Origin of the sequence: Fibrobacter sp. UWB11, assembly GCF_900143015.1 — a bacterium.
Lineage (GTDB): Bacteria > Fibrobacterota > Fibrobacteria > Fibrobacterales > Fibrobacteraceae > Fibrobacter.
Genome location: NZ_FSRT01000002.1, coordinates 244,338 through 270,025, shown reverse-complemented (window position 1 = coordinate 270,025; position 25,688 = coordinate 244,338). Strand labels below are relative to the sequence as shown.

The window sequence follows — 25,688 nt, the reverse complement described above, 5'->3', positions numbered from 1 at the left end:
AATGTTACGGGAATTTTTATTTCAATTTGGAATGAATCGGGCGCTGGCTGATTTAGCTCTTTTTATCCTCTTGTTTCGGCAATTTTCTTGATGATTTTGACGACCGTTTGCATGCCTTCGACGGTAACGTGCTCGAAGGGGCCGTGGTAGCCGTACCCCCCTGTGCCGAGGTTCGGGCAGGGGAGGCCCATAAAGCTGAGCTTGGCGCCGTCGGTACCGCCGCGGACGGGGTCGCTCACGGCTGTGACGCCCTCGGATTCGATGGCGGTGCGGGCGCGCTCAAGGACTTCGGGCGTTTTTTCGATAATTTGCAGCATGTTGCTGTAGGAATGTTTGATTTCGAGTTCAACTACGCCCTCGCCAAATTTTTCGTTGAACTTTTCGGCAATTTCGCGCAGGAATTCCTGACGTTCCTCGAATCTTGTCTGGTCGTGGTCGCGGACGATGTAGCTGAGAGTCGCTTCGGTCACGTCTCCTTGGATGTCGGTCAGGTGATAGAACCCTTCGCGGCCTTCGGTGGTGGCTGGCGTCTCGTTTTCGGGGAGAGACATTGCAATTTCAGCGGCCATAAGGCTTGCATTTTTCATGATGCCCTTGGCTTCGCCGGGGTGCACTCCCTTGCCGTGAATCTTGAATGTAGCGCTTGCGGCGTTAAAGTTTTCGTAGGCGATATCGCCTTCGTAACCGCCATCGACGGTGTAGGCGTATTTTGCCTTGAAGTAGCTCAAGTCCAGGTGGTCGGCTCCGCGTCCGATTTCTTCGTCAGGCGTAAAGCAGACCCAGATGTCTCCATGGCCGGAAAGGTTTTCGTAGCCGCGGCTTTCGGCGTGCCTGTCGGTGTCGGCGAGTTCTTCCATGGCAGTCACGATTTCGGCAATGCCTGCCTTATCGTCTGCACCGAGGAGCGTTGTGCCGTCGGTCGTGATGAGCGTACGGCCTTTTAGCCATTTGAGCGTTGGGAAATCTTCGACTTTTAGCGTTGCGCCAGAGCCCTTGAGGAGCACGTCGCCACCATCGTAGTCTTCGATGATTTGTGGCTTGGGGTTAATTCCCGAAAAGTCCGGCGAAGTGTCCATGTGGCTGATGAAGCCGATGGGGGTATCGTTTTCGCGGCCTGCGGTGGCTGGTAGGAGCCCGTAAACGTAGCCGTTTTCGTCCATTTTTACTTGCGAAAGGCCGATGCTTTCTAGCTCATCGGCTAGAAATTTGGCAAGTTCCAGTTGCTGTTTGGTGCTCGGACAACTTTCGCTTGATTCGTCTGAGGTGGTAGTAAAGCTAACGTACTTGAGAAAACGATCTTGAACTTTCATATGATCCTATCCCCCAAAAATTAAAAATGACAAAATAATTGATTCACTTTGTTCATATATAATTTATCTTTTTTTTGGTGATAGCGGACACATCGGGTGTTATATAAAGGAGAAAAAATGACTTTGGACGAAGCTGTTTTTGCACGACATTCTGTACGTCGGTATCGCCCTGATCCGCTTACAAAGGAGCAAGTGGAGGAACTACAAGCGCATATTAGAAGGTTGAATGAAACTTTTGCGCTCCACATGCAACTTATTGTGAATGATGATGTGGCTTTTAGTGGCCGCTTGGCTCATTATGGGTCTTTTAGGAATGTAAAGAATTATATCGCCGTGGCTGGGCAAAAATCGACGGCTGGTTGCGAGGCTACGCTTGATGAACGTGCGGGCTACGCGGCGGCGGAACTCGTGCTTTTGGCGCAAACTTTGGGCCTGAATACTTGCGTTGTGGGCCTTACATTCAAGAAAACGCCTACCATTGAAATTGACGATGGCGAAAAGCTGGAACTTGTGATTGCGATTGGCTACGGTGAAACGCAAGGGGTACAACACCCGATGAAGCCTGTGACGCGTATTGCGCCGGATTACGATAAGGCTCCGGATTGGTTCAAGAAGGGAATTGACTACGTTATGCTTGCGCCTTCGGCTTTGAACCAGTTTAAGGCTAAGTTTACTATAGATGAAAGCGGGCGTGTTTTTGCAAAGCACCGTCTGGCTTACTTTTCCAAGGTCGATTTGGGAATTTTCAAGTATTTCTTTGAACTTGGGGCCGGGAAGGAAATTTTCCGCCGTTCCATGCAAACTTTGCGCAGTTCTGATTCGATTTAGCGCTGTTATCCCGGCCTTGTGCCGGGATCGCCTTCTAGTCGATAGAGAATAATTCAATTTTTTTAAATTTTATGGTAACACTTTTGAATACCTCCGGTGTTACATAAACGTGAAAAGCCTAGAAACCTTAAAAAAAGCAGGATTTGCAAAGATTTACGAGAAGTACGCGCCTATGGTCTATAGGCGTTGCCTGCAACTCCTTCGCGATGACGCTGAGGCTAGCGACCTCATGCAAGACGTTTTTTTGCGGATTTATTCTGCGGTAGAACGCCTGGACATGGAATCGCCCAGTAGCCTTTTGTGGAATACGGCAACGAGACTTTGCCTCAACCGCATTCGCGATAAGCGTCGTCGTGGATTGGATGTGGATTCTTCTAGCCTGCTTTTGAGCATCGCTTGTGCCGAAGACGAGCATGACGATTACGAAACGAAAAATGTGCTGGCGAAGCTCTTTTCGAAGGAACCCGAATCTAGCCGAACCATGGCAGTTCTTCATTTTGTCGATGGTATGACTCTCGAAGAGACTGCCCGTGAAGTCGGACTCTCGGTAAGCGGTGTGCGCAAGCGTTTGCGCGGGTTACAGGCCAAAGTTAAAACTCTGGAGGTTCAGTGATGATTCCCGATTGGAAATTAGAACGATTCCTGACTGGCGATTTGCCGGAAGAAGAAATGAATAAGCTTCGCGAACTCGAAGCGAATGATGCCGTATTTGCAAATCGCGTAAAGATGCTTCGCGAAGACAATAAGGCGATTTTGAACAAGTTGCCGTTTGAAAAACTTGCCGAAAGAATCGCGGATGCGACGGATGTAGCCGGGGAAGGTCGCGCGAATCTTGGAACGGTTACGGAAACTGCACCGCGCTTTACGCTTGTGAAATTTGCGGCTGCAGCTGTGTTCGTATTTGCGGTCGCTTTGGTGGCGTTCTTTGCCCAGCGTGAAACTTCCGTGATGAACGAACGCGTGGATAACGATGTTGCTGCTGTCGGTGGCCCGCAAAACACGCAGGTCGCGTTTGCCGAAACTCAGTCCGATACGCGAATCAAGGGGTTGGACGCCCGCATGGAAGTCTGGAAGAAGACGCTTGCCGGGATTGTCCAACTGAACGATCTTGATTCTGTCGGCGAAGGTGATGAAATTCAATTGCGCTATGCCGTGCCTGAAAAATGCTTTGGTCTCCTTTTTAGCATGGACGGCAATGGCGCATTGACTCTCCACATGGGCGATGGAGAAAAGGCTGTTGAACTTGCTCCGGGCAAAATGAATTCGCTCCCGTTTGCGTACAAATTGGACAACGCTCCTTACTTTGAAAAGTTCTTCTTTGTGACGTCTTCCAAGGAATTTGCTGTCGAAGAAAATGATGTCGATAAGTTGCTCAAAAGAAGCGACGTGAAGGTGATTGGTTTTACTCTCAAAAAGGTGGGTAAATAATGTTTATGATTTCGAATAAGGCTTTTGGTGTTTTGTCTGGTTTGTCTTTTGCGTTTATGCTCATTTTGTTGGTTTTTGCATCTAATGCGAATGCCGCAAATGCTACGACAGAGGGCCGTATCAATCGCTATGTGGTTGCCGTCAGTGCCAATAACGGCGGGGCTGGCCGTCCAATGTTGCGCTATGCGGAAAGCGATGCCCGTTCCTTTGCCAAAGTGCTCAAGGAAATGGGTGGCGTGTTGCCGCAGAATGTAATCTTGGTGAAGGAACCGTCTGTCAATGCTTTGCAGAAGGAACTTTCTAAGTTGGATGCAAAGATTTTGCAGGACAAGAGCGTGAGTGGCCGCAATGAAGTGCTCGTTTATTACAGCGGCCATGCCGACGAAAAGGGCCTTCGCTTGGGCGAAGAAACCTATGCCTGGAAAGACTTGCGCAACCGCATTGACGCACTCAGTGCCGACGTGAAAATTGCTGTGATTGATGCATGTGGTTCTGGTGCGATTACCCGCGTGAAAGGCGGTAAGGCAGTGCCTGCATTCATGGTCGATCAGAGCAGTGATATGAAGGGCTATGCGTTCATCACGAGCAGCACGCAAGATGAATCTAGTCAGGAAAGCGATAAACTCAAGGGTTCGTTCTTTACGCACTCGCTTGTGAGCGGTCTCCGTGGCGCAGGCGACTTGAGCAGCGATGGCCGCGTGACGCTCTCGGAAGCATACCAGTTTGCATTTAACGAAACGCTCCAGAAAACGGAAACAACGCTGGGTGGCGCACAACACCCAAGCCGCGACATGAACCTTGCCGGTACGGGTGACGTGGTGATGACCGATTTGCGTGCAACAAGTGCAGGTCTGGATTTGGATGAAAGTGTATATGGACGCCTGTACATTCGCGATAATGCTGGTGAACTCGTGGCGGAACTCAACAAAAAACAGGGACACGCCATGAGCCTTGGGCTCCCTGCAGGGAATTACACGGTAAACCTGCAGCAGAATCTGGATTACATGGGAGCTACGGTTGTGCTTTCGAACGGCAAACGCGAAAAGCTTTCCATTGGCAATTTCAAGAGTGTTATGGCCGAACAGACGGTGTTCCGTGGCGAAATTGGCGGCAATAGAAGTTGTCCAGGTGGCGATACGATTGCTTGCTCGCTTGATTCCCTGGATCATAACGGTAAGTTCCGTACGACGTTTAACTTCGTGAATACGGATAGCGATCCGCGTAAGGGCTTGCAGTTGGGCTTGTTCGTCGCTCGTACGAAGGATTACATGTTGGGTACGCAGGTGAGCTTGTTTGCAAATATTGCTCAAAAGGAAATGCACGGCTTGCAGGCGACAACGATTGTGAACGTGGCAAAAGATCATTTTGAAGGCGCTCAGCTTTCTTCTGTGGCAAACTACGCAGGGTCTTTTGATGGTGCGCAGGTGAGCTCGGTTGTGAACATTGCGAAGGACAAGTCCTCGGGTGCGCAGATTGGTATCGTGAACGTGGCCGTTGATTCGCTGAATGGTTTGCAGGTCTCTGCGGGTGTCAACTATGCGAAAACTACGGATTTACAAGTGACGGCTGGCGTGAATGTTGCTCAAGCAACAAAAACGCAGGTGGTTGCTGGCGTTAACTATGCGACCAAATCTGGTGTTCAGGTGGCTGCCGGTGTGAACGCGACTCACGTCAACGAACATTTGCAGGTAGGCGTTGTCAACTATGCCACGAATGAAAAGGGTCGCCAGTGGGGTATTATCAATATCTGTGCGCATTGCGAAAAGTCTCCGGTTGGCATCATCAACGTTGTCGGAAACGGCGTATGGAGCGCAACCCCTTACTTGAACGAAATGGGTGCACTTGGAGGATCCCTTCATTTGGGTACTGCCTACTTCTATACCAACATTGAATGGGCGGCATTCTTCAAAAAAAGCCACATCTTTAAGGAGTTCGAAAAGTTCTATGAACACGGTGTGGGTGTTGGCACCCAGTTCGGAAAGTATGGTAGCCATTGGGAATTGGAATACACCTTCTTCAACGTTTACGATAAATTTGGCGTGGATGAAGGCGATTGTAAGTTTGGATACCACCATCGCGGTCGCGTAGGCTATGTTTATCAGGTTGTTCCGGGCTTTGGCCTCTCAGTGGGCGGTACGCTGAACTTGACGAGTGAAGGCTATATAAACAAGTTGTTGCTCAAGCCGCTGGGCGATTACCATGTCAATGTAAGCAGCGGAAGTCATAAGGGCCGCTGGTGGCCGGGATTCTACGCAGGACTTACCTTCGGACGATTCTAGTGAGCCATCTTGAGGCTGAGTTGTCATCCCCGACCTGTTCGGGGATCTCCTTTTTTATAAACAAAAAAATTTAAATTTTAAAATTATGTGGTAACACTTTTTGCATCTTGAAGTGTTCCATTGGGGAAAGGAATTGAAATTGTAATGAATTTTATGTTGAGAATTTTTGCACTTGTTCTAATCGTGGCGTCTTTTGCGGCGGCTCGCGATAGCATTGTCTTTAATGGAATTGTCCAAGATGTGTCTTTTGGAGCTCACGAAAAGCTGAATGTCGAAATTCTTGAAACCGGTGAAGCGCTGCAGACGACTGTAGGGACGCCTTTTAGCGTGGTGCTCCCGGAAGATACGCTTTGGAACGTGTGCGTCACGAATTCCGATACAGCGGGGGCTGAAAAAGAAAAATGCTATGAGTTGATTTATCTTGGAAACGACAGCACGTTCAGCATGACGCTTGGTCCAGAAAGCGTTGTCTCAAGTGAAAACAATGGTGGGGAGGGCTCTCCCCTCGCGTCCGCCGCGCAGGCGGCTCCCGCTACCCCTTCTAGCGGGGACACCCCGCAACGCCCCGATGTAGAATCTGCACAGGATAGCGCGAAAAGTGTCGACGTCGATGCGCTCCTGGCTGCAGGTGGCGCAAATTCAAAAATTACCGAACTCAAAAAAGTCGTGGTGCAGTTGCGTCGCCGTCCTAAGCGTAAACCGGGTGAATCCGTGGTGAGCGCAAAGTCCATCAAGCGCATGCCGGGCCTTGCCGAAGCAGACGTGATTAAGAGTATCCAGGCGCTCCCGGGCGTTGTCGCAAGTTCCGATTTTAGCTCCAAGATTTACGTGCGCGGTGGTGCTGCCGACCAGAACTTGTTCTTGTTCGACAATGCGGTTGTCTATTCTCCGGTGCATTTCTTTGGACTTTTCAGCACGTTCCTTGTCGAAGGTATTGACGATGTGCAGTTCTACAAGAGTGGTTTCCCGGCGCAGTACGGTAACCGCCTGAGTTCCGTGCTCAAGATGGATGGCCGTGCCGGCGGTCAGGATTCTGTGGAAGAATGGTTCAGCAAGTCGAGCATTAAAATCAGTACGTTTGCGGCACAGCTCCATACTGAAGGTCATAAGGGCCCGGCTCGTTGGGTTCTTGCGGGGCGTACGACTTACATCGGCTACATTCTTGATTTGTGCAATGCCATTGGGCTTTTGGACCTTGATCTCGATTATGAATTTACGGACTTGCAGGGTACATTTATGTACGACTTTTCTAAAGATACCCGACTCAAGTTCAGCTATTACATTGGCAAGGACCGCTTGGAATTTGACCCGCTTTACATGGACTGGGGTAATGTTGCGATACCGCTTGGAATCTATCACCGGATTAATGGCGACCTGGATTACAATGCGACACTCGCTTACAGTAAATTCTACCAGACGATGAAGGTGGGCGACCTCATGTCCATTGAAATGTTCCTCTATACATTTGCCGGTAAGCAGTGGTTGAATTATCGTGGTATCGACAATCATACAGTTACGATGGGCTACGAACTAGAATATGATTATGAACGCTATCAAGAAGCGATGGCTTCGATGACAATTAAGGACATTCAAAAAACTTTCCATCATGTCGCTTATGTGCAAGATGCATGGAAAATAAATCCCGATTACTTGTTGCAATATGGTTTGCGTTTCAATTATCAAACGGCTGCGAAACATTTTGGTGTGGAACCGCGCGCATCGTTGAACATCAATCTCGATGATACAAAGTCGCTGGAACTGTATGGCGGTTATTACTTGCAATACTTGAATTCCATTGTTTATACGGACCAAGAAACATTGAACGAATTTTATTACCCGGCAACGACAACATCCAAGGGCAAACGGACGAAACCGTCATCGTCATGGTTGTTTGCTGCGGAATATAGCCAACGCGACCTCTTTGAAGGCTACGATTTTACGGCAGGCGTTTATTACAAGACGCAAAACGATTTGAATACGTTTAAGGCTGTTCTTGACAGTAATGAAGAAACTTCATCGGATGATTTTGTGATTGCGGATGGCTTTGGTACGGCAGAAGGCTATTCCCTTGGTTACGAGCTATCGCTCCGTAAAGATAAAGGTTGGTGGTTTGGCGGAATCAACTGGAGCCAAAGTCTTAGCGTTGCACGAACAAATGATGGGACCAAGGCTTATTTCCCGAGTTGGCATCAGCCGTATGCATTAAAGTTGGATTTGGGGATTAATTGGAAGGGCGGTGAAGATGCCCTTTGGAAACACAAGAAAAAAGGTCGTTATTTCCGCTCGTCGCTGGCGCTAAAGTATTCGTCGGGTATGCCGATCAGTGAATACAAAGGATATTATGTTTCCCAGGATTTGGGGCACCAAAGATATTCAGATGAAATTGTCGTGCTTCCGGGAAGCCGCAATGCGGGCCGCCAAACAGACTACTTCCGCGTGGACTTGAAGGCGATTGATATTGGTCGCGAAGGCAAGTGGAACTTTAGTTGGACGATTATCAACTTGACAAATCACGAAAACATGTTCTTTACCTATTACGATACGAAAAAGACTCCTCCGAAGAAAACAGAAATTACTCAGTTCCCCTTTTTACCGATTATGCTGAATTATGAATACTACTTTTAGTTGCTGGTTAATAGTTTGTAGTTAATAGTCAAGAAGGTTTGTTATGAATGTTTTTTTTGAATGTAAGAATGTAGGCGTCATTGCGAGTCACGGTAGTGGCGAAGCAATCTATAATGTTTTTTGTAGGCGATTCCTCTCGTCTCTCGTCTGGATTCTCTCGTCTTTTATCCTTACGGCTTGCGATTTCCATGGCCCGTGGGAATACTATCCTGAGGAACGTGATATCTATACCGGCATTTATACGTACGGTTACATTGTCGCGGGTGAAAGACCGGAGGTTTGCTTCTCGAAAGTCTATGAACTTGATGAAACAACGGCAGAAAACTTTGCATTTTACAAAAACGCCAAGGTGACTATGAAAGGTCGCTTTGGAGGTGAATTTGGTAAAGGTGAAGAAGAGACGATTCAACTTACGGCATCCGGTAGCACTCCAAATTGCTTTTATCCATCGTCTTACTTGATGGTTTCGAAATGCATTCCTGCGGCTGGATATGTTACATGCGGACCCAATTATACAGGTATCGAAGGCGAAACATACACGCTTGAAGCGACATTTGAATGGGATAGTGCAGGCCATTATGTAGAATCGACGTATAAGGCTAAAGCGACAATTCCAAACCCTGTGAAGGTCAAGGGTTTCAATATCCCCAAGCAAGACGGAAGTTTTGAATGGGTGGAGTATAATGATGGCGATGTAGTTGAAATGGATTTCTTGGAATACCCGATGGATATGGAATTTGTAAGAGCTGCATTAGACTATGACCATTCTGTCCGTGGCGTTTTATCCATAATGAATTACGGTTCCAAGAACGGTGAGGCCACGAACACGACCGTCAATAAAATGTTTGAAGGCTTTACCTCTGAAGATGAAGATGGCTACCGCGGCATTGCAATGCACGATCCTTTGGAAACGCAGCAGAATCTCGGGTATGCCGCAAACTATATAATTGGTGGTATCAAAAATTTGGATACTCTTCACCTGACGAATATGATGCTTCCGGTGGGCCAATTTTCTGTAGATCTTTATTCAACGGATGAGTCCTATATTGATTATGTGAATAAGGTAAAACAGTCTGTTTCGGATTCACGTGTTGTTCCTGAATCCAATATCGAAAATGGAATGGGCGTGTTTACAGGAATGGCGCGTACAACAGTGTTTATGAAAGTGAACTCTGAAAAATGGGTGAGTATGAAACGCATTGCGAATCGACATTGTAAAAATGAAGATGGAGATAATTCAAAAGGTTGGGATTCAAAAGGTTGTAGACTTTATTTGGATGTTTATTGTGCTGGACGTGGCCCCTCTAGCGACTTGGAATCGGCGAATGAAAATGCTTATTTGTATTATAGCAATAGCGACCTCGAATATGTCGAAAACGAAGACGTTTGCTATCCATCTCGTGTAAAAGCGGCTATGATGCAAGCAAACGAAGAAGATTGGGATGTTGACAAGTGGAGCAAGTATCTGCCTGATACCATTACTGCTGAGAAAAAGTCAATGGCTTATGCCGATGGATTAAAACGATATTGCGTGGCTAGTAATTTTAAAAATAACGATATCGCAAATTGTACGAATTTAAAGACAATGTGTAACGATAGCTTGTCTAAAAATGAATGTAATTCTTATTTGTGGCTCTGGTGCTCTGATCGCAATTGGAATTACAAGAAGTATCCGCAATGTGGCCCTGCCATGGTAAGCCGCTATGTTGTGGACGGTTTGAAATCGACTATATGGGAAAAAGAAGTCAAAAAATGGTGTGAAGACCCCTGCAATGAAGAATATGCTGTTTGCAAAGATTTAGGCTACAAGCATGAAGGTACTAAGGTTTGTGTTGAGCCTATAACATATTCGACAGGAGGAACTCGTGCTGTATATTAAAGAGGTTTGTTTTTAAGAAAATTAAATTTTCATTTTTCTGGTGACAGATTTAAGTAGCTTAGGTGTTACATAGGTGAATATGAAAAAGAAACTTGTTATTATTTTGATGTCAGCCTTTTTGGCGGTGAATGCTTTTGCGGATTACGAGTCCGAGATTCGTGACTTGAAGATGCAAAAGGAAAAGTTGAATTCCGAGATTCAAAAGCTGAATGTGAAAATCGCATCGACAGATTCGATGCTCCGTGCGGATGTTTCGCGCCATAAGGTGCTTGAACAGCGCTACAAAGCGGATTCGGATCGTCGCGTTGCAGAAATCGACAGCCTGAATGCGAAAATCCGTAAGGTGGCCGCAAGCCTCCAGCAAGAGCGCAACAAACAAGCCCGTGCAAAGAATCGCAGTGAAAATGTGGCTGCGAAGCGCCGCGCCTTGCGCCTGGAACTTGCAAAAATCAGCAAAAAGCTGGAATCGCAAATTGCACAGACTCTTCCGTGGGAACGCGAAAGCAGGCTGGATCGCGCCAAGTCGCTCACTCGTGAAATCGAAAGCGGCAATGCTTCCGAAGAAGAAGCTTTTTCTCGCCTCAAGTCCTTGCTGAATGAAGAAATCAAGTTCGGTGACGAAGTTGCGATTGTCAATAGCCCATTGACTCGCAAGGATGGCGAAATCGTGAACGCTTCGATCCTCCGCATTGGTAACCAGTGGATGGTTTATGTGGACGAAAACGGCGCACAGTATGGTCGCCTCGAACGCAAGATTGAAAATGGTAATGTTGTGTACGAATGGAATGAAAACCTGAATCTAGAGGAACGCGCAGCGGTGAAACTTGCAATTGATGTGAAACAGGCGAAAAAGCCTCCTCAGATTGTGAACTTGCCGGTAAGTTTGTCTGTTGTGGGAGGTGCAAAATGAAAACAAGCGTCATTCTGAGCGAAGAAAAAAACGTCATTGCGAGCCGCGAAACGGCGAAGCAATCTATGCGTCAAATCATTTTTGCATTTGTCTTATTGCTCGCCTCCTCCGCCTTTGCTTGGCCGTGGTCTAATGACGGTAAGAAAAGCGCCGAAGACGAAGCTCGCATCAAGGATTCTTTGTTGCAAGTCGAAGTGCGCAACTTGCAGCGCGAAGTCGAAACGCTCACTCGCATCCGTATGCAAAAAGCAGATTCCCTCGAAAAGCTCGATGCCAAGCATTGGAGCAATCGCTATGCGGAATCGCAAATGACGGAAGAACACCAGAACAAAACGCGTGAGCTTGACGGTCGCTATTCGAAACTTTCGACAGATCTTGGCCGCATCACCGAAGAAGCGATGTCGAGCAAGAACATCACCGAAGAAGCCGAAGAAAAATCTAAGAGTGAAGAAATCGCCTTTGATGCCCTCAATACGCAGGTGAAACTTTCGATTGAAAAGACGCTTGGCGATGTCGCTGGCGATTATCCGGTCGGAATGAACGCTCGCTTGTTGCGCTTGAAGCAGGCGAACATTGAAGCCGAAAAGAAGGTGCCGAATACGATTGCTGCGGTACAAGGCTTTATGGATGATTTGCTGAAACGTCACGAAGTCACTTATACGCAATTCTATGGCAATGAAGTTTCGCAGGTGGGCTCTCGCCCGGATGTGAATGTGACTCGCATGCGCTTGGGAACTGTGTTCCTCGGTGAAGTTGCAAACGACAATGGCGATGTGCAGGCACTGATGCGTTCTGGTGCATTGCAAGGAAAAATTTTTGAATGGAATGCAGGTTTGCCGACTGAAATGGCGACGAACATCAAGGCTGCTGTGAAACAGGCAGAAACAGTGACGAGTTCTGCAACGGGCAATCAGTCTGCGACTATCGCAATTCCTCTGGATGTGCTGCAAAATAAGGCTATCAAGAATTCTATTTCTGATGTTAAGGAACTCACCTGGACGGAACAGTTCCATGCGTTCTTCAAGAAGGGCGGTATCGTGATGTATCCGCTGATGCTTGTGGCGATTATTGCGCTCCTCCTGTTCCTTGAACGTTTCGTGATGCTTTCTTATCGCGGTCATCTCGGTCGTCGCTTTACCAAGACGATGAATGAACTTGTTGCTGAGAAAAAGTACAATGAAGCTGCAAACCTTTGCCTTAAAAAAGAGACGAGCCTTGCAATGGTGCTGTTTGCCGTGCTCAACAAGGTGAACGATACACGCGAAAATGCGGAACGCGCCTTGCAAGAAGCTTTGCTCCGTGAACAGCCGAAACTCGAACGTCGCATGGGCCTTTTGGCTGCGATGGGAACTATCGCTCCGCTTTTGGGCCTGTTGGGTACGGTGACTGGTATCATCACGCTCTTTACCGTGATTACCGAAGTTGGAACAAATGATGCTCGTGTGCTCGCTGGTGGCATTTCCGAAGCGCTTGTCACGACTGAAACCGGCTTAATCATCGCTATCCCCGTGATGATTTTGCATGGCCTGTTGAGCGAAAAAATTGAAAAGATTACCAGCGAACTCTATGTACAAAGCACCTCGCTTATGAATAAAGTCTTCGGGAAGGAAAAAGTTGACTGATTTTCATTACATATTCATAGAATCCCTGCGGAATACGTATGAGGCGGGTGGGGTGGTGATGCTCCCCATTCTCTTGGCGGGTGTTGTCGGGTTCTACTTCCTGTTTGCGAGCTGGCTGCGCATTGGTAGCGACTTTTTCAAGAATGATATTCATAAAGTCGTAAGGCGCATGCAACGCAGCTTGACTGGCGAAAAAGCTGGTGACGGAACAGAGTCTAGCACTGATGAACAGCGTGTTCAGGTGACTTTGACAAAACTTCGCAAACGTGGTGGATTCCTCTCGCGAGAACTTTCGTACGCAATTGAAGTCGCTCGGAAAAATTATGATGAGTTCCGCGACTATATGCAAGTGCGTATGATGAAAAGCGTGCGTTACATGGAACAGGGAAATCACATTGTTTCTGTGATGGCGGCTGCCGCTCCGCTCTTGGGCTTGCTTGGAACAGTCACGGGGATGGTTTCTACTTTCGAAGTGATCACGCTATACGGTAACCAGAATCCCGTGCTGATGGCGGATGGAATTTCGGAAGCGCTGATTTCGACGCAGAGTGGACTTTTAATTGCGTTCCCGCTGACGCTCTTGAAACAACGTTTGGACGAACGCATTGAAATCTTGAAACAGGAAATGGAACTTGGCGCAACTGTGATTGACAACTATTTTGCAACCCGTGCTGATGACTCTCGCATTAATGAAACTTATGCAGACGACTCTTGCATTTTACGTCATTGCGAGCCGCGAAGCGGCGAAGCAATCTAAGAGGTTTATTATGGACTTTAATTTACCGAGAAGAAAACAGAAAGACGTGGGCATCGAAATGGGCCCGCTCATGGACATAGTGTTCATCCTCCTCATCTTTTTTGTGGTGACGTCGTCATTCACTCGCGAAACGGGCGTGGATGTGACAAAACCGCAGGCGCAATCTGCAAGCCAACTTGAAAAAGAAAACTTGCTCATTGCCATCACGCGCGAAGGAACAATCCACATGAATGAACGCCAGGTGGATTTGGCGAGCCTGCAAGATATCTTGAAGCAGTCGCTTGCGAAAGCGCCCGATCGTGAAGCCGTTGTAATTGCGGATAAAGAAGCCGAAACCGGCGTGCTCGTTCAGGTCATTGATATGTGCAATTTGGCCGGAGTCAAGAAAGTCTCCATCGCCGCCCAAGCCGAGTGACGGTTTGTGTCACCCCGGACTCCGTTCCGGGGGCGCCATTCGCGGAAAATCGTCCTGAGGACCATAGGGTTCAAAAATACGTCATTGCGAGCGTAGCGAAGCAATCCAGTAAAAATCTTGAAATTGCATCTTGTCATCCTGAGCGAAACGAAGTGTAGTCGAAGAATCCAGTGAAGTTTTTAATTATGCAAAAGTTTATAAAAAAGTTTTTAAAGCGTTTTACAATCCTTCTCGCAGCGATTCTCGCGAGTCTGGTTCTCGTATTTTCTGTGACGATGGCGAACTTGTTCTTGAACGGCAAAGTATTCCATGAAAGAAAATTTGTCAAGACCGAAGTCTCCGTGAAAAAAATCGAAGAAGTCGAAAAGAAAGTCGAGAAAAAGCATACCGCGCGCAAACCGAACCGTCAAAAATCGAACTCGCGCTCCCCCAAGGCGGGCCCACGTTTTGCGATGAATCTCGGTGCTGTTTCGGGAACGACAGGAGCCGCAATTAGCGAAGAACTTGTAGCTGATTTCCGTGGCGGCGCCATGTCTACCGGAAAGGGTGATGTCGATAAAAAACCGGAAAGCCGCTCTATTGCAAATTTCCAGGTGCCGCCGCAAATTCGTGACCGTGAAATCGATGCGATGCTGCGCTTGAGCTTTTGTGTTGACGTTGGCGGCCGCGCTTACGATATCAAGGTGATTGAAGAATCTCCGGTAGGCTCGGGACTTGCGCAAGCGGGGAAGGATGCTATCGCTCGTATGACTTTTGCACCTGCCGAAAAAGACGGCAAGGCAGTTGCCTTCTGCGGAATGGAACAACCCTTCGAAGTGAAATTTAGAGACTAGTATGAAACCATTTTTTCTTGTTTTGCTTTTTGTAATGTCGTCGTTTGCGGCCCAGTCTTCCTTTGACTTGATGGAACGCGCAAACGCCCTTTATCGTGATGGAAAGTTCAAGCAAGCTATTATGCTGTACCATAAAGCACAAGACCGCGGCGCCGATCCCGTTGCCGTGAGTTTCAATGTCGCAAACAGCTATTATCAAATGGGAAAATTTCCGGAAGCAGCTGCTGCTTACCGCAAGGCCGTAGACTTTTCTGAAGGCAATTTTGCTCCTGCGCTTTTCAACATGGCGAGCGTCTATTTCCGCCTCAGACAATATCCCGAATGTATTGCCGTTTATCACAGGGCGTTAAAACTTGACCCGAACAACATTTCTGGCTGGCTCTATCTAGGCGAAGCCTATTCCAAAACTGGCGACAAAGTTGGTGCCCTCCGTGCCATCGAAAATGCTTACGGTCTCGACAAAAATGACATTAGCATAGTTTATCAGCTCTCCGAGGCAAACATAGCTTTGAACGATTTTGACCGAGCCGTCACCGTAATCCGCGAAGGCTACACGCTCCATCCCGAAGAAACGGATTTCTTGGTTTATCTTGGTGATGTTCATCGTTTGAACAAAAATTATGACGAAAGTGCAAATGCCTACCGCGAAGCGCTCAGCATCAAAAACGATGATGTGCAGATTATGTATAAACTTGCCGATGTCCTCGCCGAAGACAAAAAGCCCTACATTGCAATGGAAATCTTGAATAACATTCTGCAAATCAAACCCGATTTTTCTGATGCTGCAATCTTTATGGGCAATCTCGCGTACGATGCCAAGTTCTATGATCGTGCGGAATCAGCTTACGAACTTGCCGCCAAGAACGGAAACTCCGAAGCAGTCTTTGGCTTCAAGAATATGGCCTACGATGCCCACGCGCAAAAACGCGACGATGAGGCTGTGCGCCTGCTGAATGTCGCGCTTAAATATTACCCGAACGATGGTTCCTTGCAAGCCGATTTGCTGGAATTGCAATCCGAGAAGTGAAATGAGGAAAATAACCCCCCGCAGAACTCTAATCCGCATTGTCACCTTGTAATGCCTGGCTTTCTTTTTCTGCCTGAATCTTCTGCGATTCCTTCAGCACTTCGTCCAATGTGAAATCTTCCTGCGTAAAGAAGAACGTATTCTTGCCAAGGTCCTTGAGCGAAGCCCCGAAGTGGTAGGCCGTATCGTCTATGAACAAGAATCGGTCGTGCATTCCGTAACTTGGCAAGACTTGCATCGGGCTGTCAGGATATTGTTCGTTGTAAGTGGCTAGGTCCATTTCAAGGACTTTGCTTTTGTCGTAGGTGTAGATTGTCACAGAAACGCCCTTTTCCCGTTTGAGCATCATGGTCAACGTTTTTTCAGTCACGTACCTGTCGACAAGTACGATTCTTTTCTTTGCCTGACGAATCAGGTCGCAGACAAATACATAGGCATCGAACTCCTGGTTGTTGTAAAATAAACCCTTGGTTTTGAGCTCGCCACGGTCCATCGCCTCGAAAAGTTCGTCAAATTTTCGGTCATGGTCAAGCAGATGCTCGTCATGACCAGTCAAGCGGCTGTCCTGTTCCAAATCCTTTGCTTCTACATTTGAAAGACGGTTGATAAGACCGCCGTTACCCATCATAAGGTGACGCAATTGCACGAAAGCCCGCATGATGGCTATGTTGACTTTGATTGCTGTCTCGCTTTTTAGAACCGAAGACAGCATCGCAACGCCTTGTTCGGTAAAAACATATGGAAAATATTGTCGGCCTCCTCTGGTTTCGGTTTTTGTGGTCGCAATTTGCGATCTCAAAAATTTATGCTCCGTGGCATCCAGTTGAAAGCAGAAATCTTTAGGAAAGCGCTCAATGTTGCGCTTTACCTGCTCATTTATACGCTTCGTTTCCACCCCGTAAAGCGTTGCCAAATCGCGGTCTAGCAACACTTGCTTGCCTCGAATGACTTGAATCATCTTTCCGATGCCCGACTCCATAAGCGGGTTAAGTGCGATATCATCCGTTTTTTCGGTCTTTCTAGCCATCTTCTACTCCTTCCGCCTACAAGCAAAAAAAGGCGGGGTAAAGTGTTCTTGATACAAATATACATTCTTCGGATGTCACATTATGACAATTGGCGATTTTCGCGAAAATTTTGATAATTTCGAGGAAAATCGACCCCTGCAGGCGGTTGAATTCTGCGTTTTTTTGCTTTTTTCTTGCCTTCCAAGCGTGGCGTCACCTTTTGACACCGGAATAATCTATATTTCACCCGTAAAATAGAGTTTTCTCTTGTTCTCTATCTGAAACTTCGACAATTTCAACAACGGGAACAAGACGGACGCTCACGTCTGCGACAGGTCTCCGCCTGCCGCATCGTTTGGTTACATAGCAAATTTGTATTTGTTTATGCCGCACGACCTTTTGGGGCGTGAGTTGTTTGCGTTTATTCGTTGTGGGCAGTCGAAGGCCTCAGGTAGGTAAATGCATTCAACTCCACGCCTTTTTTGTTTCCGAAAAAGATTGGACTAGTGCCGAACAGGGGTAGACTCGCTGAGTTTTGCTCTTGTCCTCTATCTGGAACTTCGACAATTTCAACAACGAGAATAAGACAATGACTCGCCATCGCCCGTGGATTGCATGGGCGTAGTGTACCCTGGGCGTACTGTATCCGCCCGGGATGTTTTGCAACGTCATTGCGAACCCTGAAAGGGTGAAGCAATCCATTGCAAGATTGTGCGGGTGTATTGTATTCTTTTGAAAATGTCGCGCTTTTAGGCGAGGAGTGAGTCGGCTCCCCGCCGTTCTTTTTGTCCGCACCCCGGCCAAGCGAATCGGCCAGAACCGCTCCCGCGAGAGTGAACTCGTTCACTTTCAAAACGGAGCGATATGGCCCAGACTCGACAGAAGAAGAATGTAATCAGGGTTTTTGAAGGCTTTGCTGGTTATGGCGGAGCATCCTTTGGATTGAAAAGAGCAAAAAAAGCTTTGACGAATTTTGATTACACTGTTGTTGGTTATTCAGAGTTCGATAAATACGCTTCGAAGTTATTTGACGCGAATCATCGTGATGCGAAAGGAAACCCTATAAAGAATTGGGGCGACATCACACAGATTGACCCTAATGAATTGCCTGATTTTGATTTGTTTACAGGCGGTTTTCCTTGCCAACCATTCTCTTCCGCAGGAATGCAATTGGGAACCGAAGATCCCTATGGTCGAGGGGCAATGCTTGGACATATCATTCGAATATGTCGAGTAAAAAAGCCGAAGTATATCCTTTTGGAAAATGTTAAAGGCTTTACTTCTGGAAAGTTTAAGCCCATCCACGATCAACTTGTAAAAGACTTGATTGAAATGGGATATGGCACGACGGAAGAAAACACATTGGCAAAGGTTGTTCTGAACTCGAAGGATTATGGGGTTCCGCAAAATAGAGAGCGCCTTTGGATGTTCGCTCGATTAGGTGGATTACCGGAAAACTTTGAAATAAAGCCCCCAGAAATCCAAAGTGATTTGAAAATGGCAGATTTCTTGGACAATTCCCCTGAAAAATTTCTTTATCTGTCAGATGAACAAATTGCTCATTTGAAGGAGAAACATCATATTGATTCTTTTGTCGTAAAAACGCCGTTGTGTTTTGACGTGTATAACAAGAAAATCAAAAAAGATGGCTACAGCATAACAATCACCCAGCCGGAACATAATAGTCTTCGTGTTATTGAGCCGCCTAAGAAATCTGGTAAAGATAAGGGCAAAGAAATTGTTCGAAAGATGTCTGTTCATGAGCAATTTCGTCTGATGGGTTTTGACATATCTCGTGATAAAAAGAATTGCGAAATCAACTTCGACAATCAGTCTTATTCACAATTATCCAAAAGAGCCGGAAATGGCTGGGATGTGAATGTCGTCGGAATTCTTTTGACCCATATATGGAGGCAACTATAATGAATATTGATTTAGGCTCTCTTTTCTTTAACGCCTCCATTGAAACTGGAGGAGGAACACCTTCTTGGGGTACAGCTCTCGGACAATCTGCTCCAGATTACAAACTAACATATCCCGGTGCTGCGGAAATTTTGATTGGTATGGATTATTGTTATTGCCCGCTTTCAAATTCTATATCCTGTAAATTGGGAAAGGGAGGCAAGGAGTATAAAGCGATTGAATCGCAAAGCGCTGAAAGTAAATATGAAATCACTAAAGCCGCAATCTTTAATAACGTTTATATAAAACTTGATGAAAAATTGATTTCTATTGACAAACCATTTATTCTTCTTGTTACTCGTGAAAACGAAAATACGCATAAAGGAAGAAGGACGCTGAAATATTCCGATTCAACATCTATAGGTGAATTTAATAACAAAGATTTTTATGATGCTGTTCAAGTTAAGTTGGGTGGACCGAACGCATGCTGGTTTGCATATGCGATTGACGTTGTTGAGCAAAGTAAATTGATTGTTTCTGTTATTAAAGTTTCCGATATTCATGAATCATATGCAAATCCTGAAACGAGAAAGAAAACGTGGATGAGCCTGTTACCAGCGTCAATGCAGGTATCTTCCGGTGGGCAAAATTTTTTCTTCTTTAATTTTTCTTCCTCCCATACTCCTTCCCAAATCATCTATTACGGTGTTCCGGGTTGCGGAAAGAGCAATAAAATCAGGGAGCAACTGAAGGACGTTCCTGAGAAGAACAAGGTTCGTGTCGTGTTCCATCCGGAATACACCAACGCCGAGTTCATCGGGCAAATCTTGCCGAAAGTCAACGGTCACGTCACCTACGAATTTACGCCCGGGCCGTTTACGCAAATTATCAAGCGGGCTTATCTCAATCCCAATGAACAATTTTACCTGGTTATCGAAGAAATCAACCGCGGTAATGCGGCCGCCATTTTCGGCGACACCTTCCAGTTGTTGGATAGGCTCAAGGCTGGTGAAACGGACTCTCTCGGCAACGACCCTGCAAATGCGGCGGTAAACACGTTTACAGAAGGCTGGAGCCAGTATTTTGTCCAGAACGATGATGTTAATGCGTATATCCGCAAAACAACAGAACTGGATGATGGTTCTTACCAAGAACGGAACGACGGTGAACCTATTGAAGAAATTAAAATAAAAGAAATTCACTTCAATGCGAATACGGCTATCCGCCTACCGCCTAACCTTTCCATCTTGGCGACGATGAATACTAGCGACCAGAATGTGTTCACGTTGGATAACGCATTCCAGCGCCGTTTCGACATGGAACTGGTTCGCAACGAATTTGACCTCACTAAGCCCGCTGTCAAAACACAATACGAAGCGGAAATTGACGATACCGGTATTAAATGGGGACAATTCTGGGGATGGATCAACGCCAAAATTACGGCCACCCTCAAGGGTCTTTCTAGCACCGAAGACAAGCGGCTTGGAGTCTGGTTTGTGAGCAACGTGGGCGGCATTATCGACGACAAGGTCTTTGCCGAAAAGGTTTTGAAGTTCCTGTGGGATGACGTTTTCAAGTTCAAGCGTCCGCAGATTTTTGCAGATGGTATCGACACGTTGGAAAAACTGATTAACTTCTTTGAAAAACCGTCTGAAGGGAAAGAACGCTTTGACGTTTTCAAGGACAAGGCGAATCTTGTCGCATTTGTAGCATCGCCAACGCTGTAATCCTTGATGCAAAAACTGAACGAAATATGTTCCTGCGAATCCAAGGCGAATTCGGAGACCGAGTTCGTCGGCATTCGCTGTGAAAAATCAAAGGAAGATGGAGCGCTAGAAACAAGTATCATCTTTCCCTTGGGATATTTCAAAGACGACTCGGCCTTGCGCGAGCTCCCCGAAGATGAATTACGGGAATGTGTTGTCAATCTTTTTACGGTGCTTTCTGACCCTTCGCTGCAGGAACAGATTCATCAGAATTCCTCTATTTCCACATTCGCGGAGGAACATGGCGAATCTGAATTTCCGATGGTTTCGTACTTGAATGTTATCCGAAATTTTCTCGATTTCGGTTACCTTGATGAAAAGGAAATTCTGTACAAAAAGGGCGCGAACGGGAAAATCAGTTGGGGACGGACAATCAAGGCCGTGCGACCCGTCATTACTGAAAATGAACAGAATCTTGTGTACCTGGATTTTGTCGCCCGTAAAGTCAGTTATAACGAAGATACGCTCATTACGCAAGTCCACAAGTTCTGCGTTCATGACGCTCTTGTGAAACTCGGATTTTTATTCGGCATAGATCCGTCCGAAGAGCCGCAGTTGGATTTTGATTATGACCTGTTCTGCAACGCAATTCATTCCAAGCTTGCGAAAACGTTTAACGACCGTGATTTACGCTTGCTCGCCGACTTGGCGCGAATTGTGGAGTATCTTGCTGGGCATAAAACCGAAGACGGAAAGACTGCAAACGAATTCTATTTCGGAGTCAACAAGTTCGCCCCCGTGTGGGAAGCGATGGTGGATAAGATTTTCGGGAAGTTGCCGCAGGGGGTCACCAAGGATAAATTTAATCCGCACCTTAAGTTTGTCGTTGAAGGTTCAAGGAATGGTGATGGCTTCAATTATCAGGATGAAGATAATAAGGATGAAAATCATCGTTCTACGCTCCGACCAGATACGATAATGGTTATGGGGGAGGGTGTGTATATCCTTGATTCCAAGTACTACAAATACGGCTTGACTGGTTTCAATTCGCATTTGCCTGGTGCTGAGTCTGTTTGCAAGCAGATGGCTTATGCGGAATATGTGGAAACGCACTGGAAAGAAATTTTAGGAGCGAATGGAGATTCTTCGAATGCTACGCATTCTCAGAATGACGCTCTGCCAAAACCTATCTACAATGCTTTCATTATGCCGTATTGTGCGGATGCGGAAAAATGGGATGAGATTGCCGCGGTCGCGGAGCTCCCTCGCAATGACGTTTATGCAATGAAACGTGCGGGCTACATTTACGGCGATTGGAAAGACCGTTCAAAGCCTTACCACAAAATCCACTGCATCCTTCTCGACATGAAATCGGTTATGCGGAATTATGCAAACAACCCCGCCGCACAGGATGAACTTGCAGAGTTGATTAAGAACTCTTAGTTTATCCTATTTTTGTTGTTCATAAAAAGGGTATATTTGATTTGGTATTATCAAAGCCATTTCACCAAGGAGAAATTTATGAAAAGACAAATTGTTTCCATGCTTTTGACGACGCTTCTTTGCTGCGCTCTTTCCATGGCTCAGGTTCAGAAACTTCCGGCACCGGCCAAGTCGCTCGGCAAGAATGTGATGGAGGCTCTTTGGAGCCGCAGTTCGGGCAATGAGTTCAGCGACAAAATGCTGAGTGACCAGGACTTGTCGAACTTGCTCTTTGCGGCTATCGGGGTGAACCGCCCCGCCGAAGGCAAAATTACGTCACCCACAGCACGTAATTTCCAGGAAGTTCGCGTGTTCGTGTTTACGGCTAAGGGCGTTTCGGAATATTTGAACAAAGAAAATTCTTTGAAGCAGGTGGCGAAGGGTGACCATCGTGGGCTGATTGCCGACCGTCAAGATTGGGCTAAGTCCGCGCCTGTGAGCCTTTTGTTTGTGGCCGACGAAAAAAAGTTCGGAACTAGTGATGCGCATGCAAAACTCGCGATGGCGATTGATGTCGGTATCGTAAGCGAGAACGTGAACTTGTTCTGCGCAGGTGCAGGTTTTGTCACGCGTCCGCGAATGACTATGGATACCCCTGCTATCAAGAAGTTGTTGAAGTTGTCCGATACGGAAACTCCGCTGTTGAACAACCCAGTGGGTTACGCGAAGTAAAAACTACTACTTCGTTTTGGTCGGCTTCTGTTTCACTAGCTGGCTGATGGTAATTCCCGTGAAGTAATCCTTGATGATTTTCGCCAAGTCCTTCCACATCGGGAGTGTCGGGCAGACGTCTGCACGGTCGCAACCGTTTTTCCCGTCAGCAACACATTCTACCGGGCTAATGGAAGTCTCGATGACGTTCAGGATTTCCCAGACCGTGAGCTCAGCAGCCGGCTTTGCGAGCTTGTAGCCGCCGCCTTTGCCGCGGGCACCTTCGAGCACATTGTTTTTCACGAGTGTTCCAAGAATCGCTTCGAGATATTTTTCAGAAAGTCCCTGACGTTCCGCCAGATTGTGCAGTGAGTGGAATTCGGATTCTCCGTTTTCTGCCATATCAATAATAACGCGAATAGCGTATCGACCTTTCGTTGATACTCTCATGATTCATGACTCCTTTGAACCTAAATATACATTAATTATTGGTAAAACCTATAGCATCGGTTGGAATTATCGGGCGTTTGCGAAAACGGGGCTTTTGCTACCTTTCATTCATATAATTTTACTATCAGTGGTCAAAAAAAATTTCTATATTGCCTCGCATTATGGCAAAAATTCTCTTTAAAAAGCAGTTATCTCCCGCGGTATTCCAATTCCGCGTCCACGCCCCGCTGATCGCGCAAGAACGTAAGGCAGGACAATTTATCATCCTCCAGACGAACAAGGACAATGGTGAACGCGTTCCGCTCACCATCGCCGATGCCGATACTGAAGAAGGTTCTATCACCCTCATTTTCCAGACGGTTGGCAAGACGACGACCGAACTCTCCAAGTTCGAAGTCGGTGACGATATCCCGGTCTTGGTTGGCCCGCTCGGTTCTCCGACCCATATCGACAACTTTGGTCACGTGGTCTGCGTTTGCGGTGGTGTCGGTATTGCCCCGATGCACCCGATCGTTCAGGCTCTCAAGGCTGCAGGCAACAAGGTGACTATCATCATGGGTGCTCGCAACGAAAGCCTCTTCCTCATGAAGGAAGAAATGACCGCTCTTGCTGACAACATCATTTTCATGACCGACGACGGTTCTTATGGCCGCAAGGGTCTCGTGACTGAACCGCTTAAGGAACTTTGCGAAGACACTAAGGGCAAGCCGGACATGGTCATCGCTATCGGTCCTCCGATTATGATGAAGTTCTGCGCTCTCACCACCAAGCCGTATGGTGTGAAGACTGTCGTTAGCCTCAACAGCATCATGGTCGACGGTACGGGCATGTGCGGTGGTTGCCGCGTCACTATCGGCGGCAAGACGAAGTTCGTCTGCGTCGATGGCCCGGAATTCGACGGCCACGAAGTCGACTGGAACAACATGCTCCAGCGTATGGGTGCATTCAAGCCCCAGGAACAGGAATCTCTGCACCGCTTCGGTGCAAACGATGGCCACAAGTGCAACATTGACAAGATGGCTGACGCAAAGGCCAAGGAGAGCAAGTAATGTCTGAACATTTGACTCGTGAACAGTTGGACGCCGCCGCCAAGGTGGAACTTGAAAAGATTAATGCCCTTCCGAAGCCCTTGAAGCCGAAGGACAAGACTGCTATCCCGGCTCAGCCGATGCCGCAGCTCGAACCGTCCTATCGCGCACGCGTGATGGAAGAAGTGGCTCAGGGTTATACCGAAGCTCAGGCTATCGTCGAAGCTAACCGCTGCCTTAACTGCAAGAAGCCGTTCTGCGTCGAAAGCTGCCCGGTACACATCGACATTCCGGCCTTCATCGCAAAGATTGCCGAAGGCGACTTCAAGGCCGCTATCGCCAAGATTAAGGAAACCAGCTTGCTCCCGGCTATCTGCGGTCGTGTTTGCCCGCAGGAACGTCAGTGCCAGATGAACTGCACGATGGGCAAGATGCACAAGGATGTGAACCAGGCTGTCGCAATCGGTCGCTTGGAACGCTTTGCTGCTGACTATGAACGCAACAACGGTGGTGCTTCCGTTCCGGCTGTTAAGCCTGCAACGGGCAAGAAGGTGGCTGTGATCGGTTCCGGTCCTGCCGGCTTGGTCGTCGCTGCTGACGTTCGCCGCGAAGGCCACGACGTGACCATCTTCGAAGCTTTCCACAAGCTCGGTGGCGTGGTCCGCTATGGTATTCCTGAATTCCGTCTTCCGAAGAAGATTGTGGACAAGGAAATTGAATCTCTCGCCGCTATGGGCGTGAAGTTTGAAACGAACTTTGTGATTGGCCGTACTCGCAAGCTCAAGGACCTCATCGAAAAGGATGGCTTTGACGCTGTGTTCGTTGGTACCGGTGCTGGTCTTCCGTTGTTCATGAACATCGAAGGTGAAAACCTCGTCGGTGTGTTCGCTGCTAACGAATACCTCACCCGTGCAAACCTCATGCGCGCCTACGACAAGGAAAATGCCGATACGCCGATGTGGCCGGGCAAGAACGTTGTCGTCCTCGGTGGTGGTAACGTCGCTATGGACGCTGCCCGTATGGCTCTCCGCCTCGGTGCAGAAAAGGTCCGTATCATTTACCGTCGTAGCATGAACGAACTTCCGGCCCGTAAGGAAGAAGTTCTCCACGCTCAGGAAGAAGGTGTCGAATTCTGCGTCTTGCAGAACCCGGCCAAGATTCTTGGCGATGAAGCCGGTCACGTCCGCGGCATGCTCGTCGACAAGTACGAACTCGGCGAACCCGACGAAAAGGGCCGTCCGCGTCCGGTCAAGGTCGAAGGCGCAAGCTTCGAAATCGAATGCGACACCGTGCTCGTTGCAATCGGTAACGGTTCCAACCCGCTTATCAGCAACACCACTCCGGAACTCTCCGTCGACAAGAAGGGTCACATCCTTCTCGAAGATGCAACCGCCAACAAGACCTTTATGGAAAAGGTCTATGCAGGTGGCGACATCGTGCTCGGCGCTGCAACCGTGATCCTCGCCATGGGCGAAGGTCGTCGTGCTGCTGCAGGCATCAATGAGTTCTTGAAGAAGTAATTCTTGCTTGGACTGTCATTCCGGCCTAC

The 25,688-nt window shown here is 47.5% G+C and carries 21 protein-coding genes; 18 read left to right on the top strand and 3 right to left on the bottom strand.

The features are described 5' to 3' along the window. Positions 1-62: 62 nt before the first annotated feature. Positions 63-1,310, bottom strand: a complete 1,248-nt coding sequence (pepT, locus tag BUQ91_RS09735) for a peptidase T (RefSeq protein WP_074209113.1) — start codon at positions 1,308-1,310, stop codon at positions 63-65. Between the two features lie 117 nt (positions 1,311-1,427). Between pepT and BUQ91_RS09730 the strand changes: the two genes are divergently transcribed. The 12 genes from BUQ91_RS09730 to BUQ91_RS09675 all read left to right on the top strand — a co-directional run bounded on the left by BUQ91_RS09730 (position 1,428) and on the right by BUQ91_RS09675 (position 15,913). After that, positions 1,428-2,138: a nitroreductase family protein gene (locus BUQ91_RS09730; protein WP_074209112.1), complete on the top strand. Its 711-nt coding sequence runs from the start codon at positions 1,428-1,430 to the stop codon at positions 2,136-2,138. Positions 2,139-2,247: 109 nt separating this feature from the next. Further along, complete coding sequence (locus BUQ91_RS09725) at positions 2,248-2,751, top strand: RNA polymerase sigma factor (RefSeq protein WP_074209111.1); 504 nt, start codon at positions 2,248-2,250, stop codon at positions 2,749-2,751. Further along, a complete protein-coding gene (locus BUQ91_RS09720) occupies positions 2,748-3,566 on the top strand; it encodes a hypothetical protein (protein ID WP_139299730.1) in 819 nt (272 codons plus the stop codon). The genes BUQ91_RS09725 and BUQ91_RS09720 overlap by 4 nt, the downstream gene beginning before the upstream one ends. Positions 3,567-3,571: 5 nt before the next feature. After that, complete coding sequence (locus BUQ91_RS09715; RefSeq protein WP_175566625.1) at positions 3,572-5,845, top strand: caspase family protein; 2,274 nt, start codon at positions 3,572-3,574, stop codon at positions 5,843-5,845. A 144-nt stretch (positions 5,846-5,989) separates the two neighbouring features. Beyond that, entirely contained in the window at positions 5,990-8,470 is a 2,481-nt protein-coding gene (locus BUQ91_RS09710) for a TonB-dependent receptor plug domain-containing protein (RefSeq protein WP_074209108.1), read from the top strand. A 43-nt stretch (positions 8,471-8,513) separates the two neighbouring features. Next, the gene (locus tag BUQ91_RS09705) at positions 8,514-10,349 is read left to right on the top strand and encodes a DUF4249 family protein (RefSeq protein ID WP_074209107.1); all 1,836 of its coding nucleotides are present in this window, start codon (positions 8,514-8,516) and stop codon (positions 10,347-10,349) included. 79 nt (positions 10,350-10,428) lie between these two features. Next, positions 10,429-11,259 carry a DUF3450 family protein gene (locus tag BUQ91_RS09700; RefSeq protein ID WP_072827813.1) on the top strand — a complete coding sequence of 277 codons (831 nt, stop codon included), beginning with the start codon at positions 10,429-10,431 and terminating at the stop codon, positions 11,257-11,259. Continuing rightward, positions 11,256-12,881, top strand: a complete 1,626-nt coding sequence (locus BUQ91_RS09695; protein WP_072827814.1) for a MotA/TolQ/ExbB proton channel family protein — start codon at positions 11,256-11,258, stop codon at positions 12,879-12,881. Before BUQ91_RS09700 ends, BUQ91_RS09695 begins: the two co-directional genes overlap by 4 nt. After that, positions 12,874-13,638, top strand: coding sequence for a MotA/TolQ/ExbB proton channel family protein (locus BUQ91_RS09690; RefSeq protein ID WP_254794348.1), 765 nt, complete (start codon positions 12,874-12,876; stop codon positions 13,636-13,638). Before BUQ91_RS09695 ends, BUQ91_RS09690 begins: the two co-directional genes overlap by 8 nt. A 10-nt stretch (positions 13,639-13,648) precedes the next feature. Then, entirely contained in the window at positions 13,649-14,053 is a 405-nt protein-coding gene (locus BUQ91_RS09685) for an ExbD/TolR family protein (RefSeq protein ID WP_072827815.1), read from the top strand. Positions 14,054-14,238: 185 nt separating this feature from the next. Next, positions 14,239-14,886 (top strand): energy transducer TonB, encoded by a 648-nt coding sequence (locus BUQ91_RS09680; protein WP_074209106.1) that lies wholly within the window; start codon positions 14,239-14,241, stop codon positions 14,884-14,886. Position 14,887: 1 nt separating this feature from the next. Next, positions 14,888-15,913, top strand: a complete 1,026-nt coding sequence (locus BUQ91_RS09675; protein WP_074209105.1) for a tetratricopeptide repeat protein — start codon at positions 14,888-14,890, stop codon at positions 15,911-15,913. A 28-nt stretch (positions 15,914-15,941) separates the two neighbouring features. Here BUQ91_RS09675 and BUQ91_RS09670 read toward each other — a convergent pair whose 3' ends face one another. Continuing rightward, the gene (locus BUQ91_RS09670; RefSeq protein WP_072827818.1) at positions 15,942-16,940 is read right to left on the bottom strand and encodes an ORF6N domain-containing protein; all 999 of its coding nucleotides are present in this window, start codon (positions 16,938-16,940) and stop codon (positions 15,942-15,944) included. A gap of 844 nt (positions 16,941-17,784) precedes the next feature. Here BUQ91_RS09670 and dcm point away from each other — a divergent pair. The 4 genes from dcm to BUQ91_RS09645 all read left to right on the top strand — a co-directional run bounded on the left by dcm (position 17,785) and on the right by BUQ91_RS09645 (position 22,682). After that, a complete protein-coding gene (gene dcm, locus BUQ91_RS09660) occupies positions 17,785-18,843 on the top strand; it encodes a DNA (cytosine-5-)-methyltransferase (protein ID WP_074209103.1) in 1,059 nt (352 codons plus the stop codon). Continuing rightward, a complete protein-coding gene (locus tag BUQ91_RS09655) occupies positions 18,843-20,549 on the top strand; it encodes an AAA family ATPase (RefSeq protein ID WP_074209102.1) in 1,707 nt (568 codons plus the stop codon). Before dcm ends, BUQ91_RS09655 begins: the two co-directional genes overlap by 1 nt. A gap of 6 nt (positions 20,550-20,555) precedes the next feature. Next, a complete protein-coding gene (locus tag BUQ91_RS09650; RefSeq protein ID WP_074209101.1) occupies positions 20,556-21,971 on the top strand; it encodes an LlaJI family restriction endonuclease in 1,416 nt (471 codons plus the stop codon). A gap of 78 nt (positions 21,972-22,049) precedes the next feature. Then, positions 22,050-22,682: a nitroreductase family protein gene (locus tag BUQ91_RS09645; protein ID WP_074209100.1), complete on the top strand. Its 633-nt coding sequence runs from the start codon at positions 22,050-22,052 to the stop codon at positions 22,680-22,682. A gap of 6 nt (positions 22,683-22,688) precedes the next feature. On the opposite strand, the gene BUQ91_RS09640 is transcribed toward BUQ91_RS09645, so the two are convergent. Beyond that, positions 22,689-23,111, bottom strand: coding sequence for an RrF2 family transcriptional regulator (locus tag BUQ91_RS09640; RefSeq protein WP_074209099.1), 423 nt, complete (start codon positions 23,109-23,111; stop codon positions 22,689-22,691). A 161-nt stretch (positions 23,112-23,272) separates the two neighbouring features. Between BUQ91_RS09640 and BUQ91_RS09635 the strand changes: the two genes are divergently transcribed. Both BUQ91_RS09635 and gltA read left to right on the top strand, forming a co-directional pair. Continuing rightward, complete coding sequence (locus BUQ91_RS09635) at positions 23,273-24,160, top strand: sulfide/dihydroorotate dehydrogenase-like FAD/NAD-binding protein (RefSeq protein WP_074209098.1); 888 nt, start codon at positions 23,273-23,275, stop codon at positions 24,158-24,160. Next, a complete protein-coding gene (gene gltA / locus BUQ91_RS09630; protein WP_074209097.1) occupies positions 24,160-25,659 on the top strand; it encodes an NADPH-dependent glutamate synthase in 1,500 nt (499 codons plus the stop codon). Before BUQ91_RS09635 ends, gltA begins: the two co-directional genes overlap by 1 nt. The last annotated feature ends 29 nt before the right edge of the window (positions 25,660-25,688 follow it).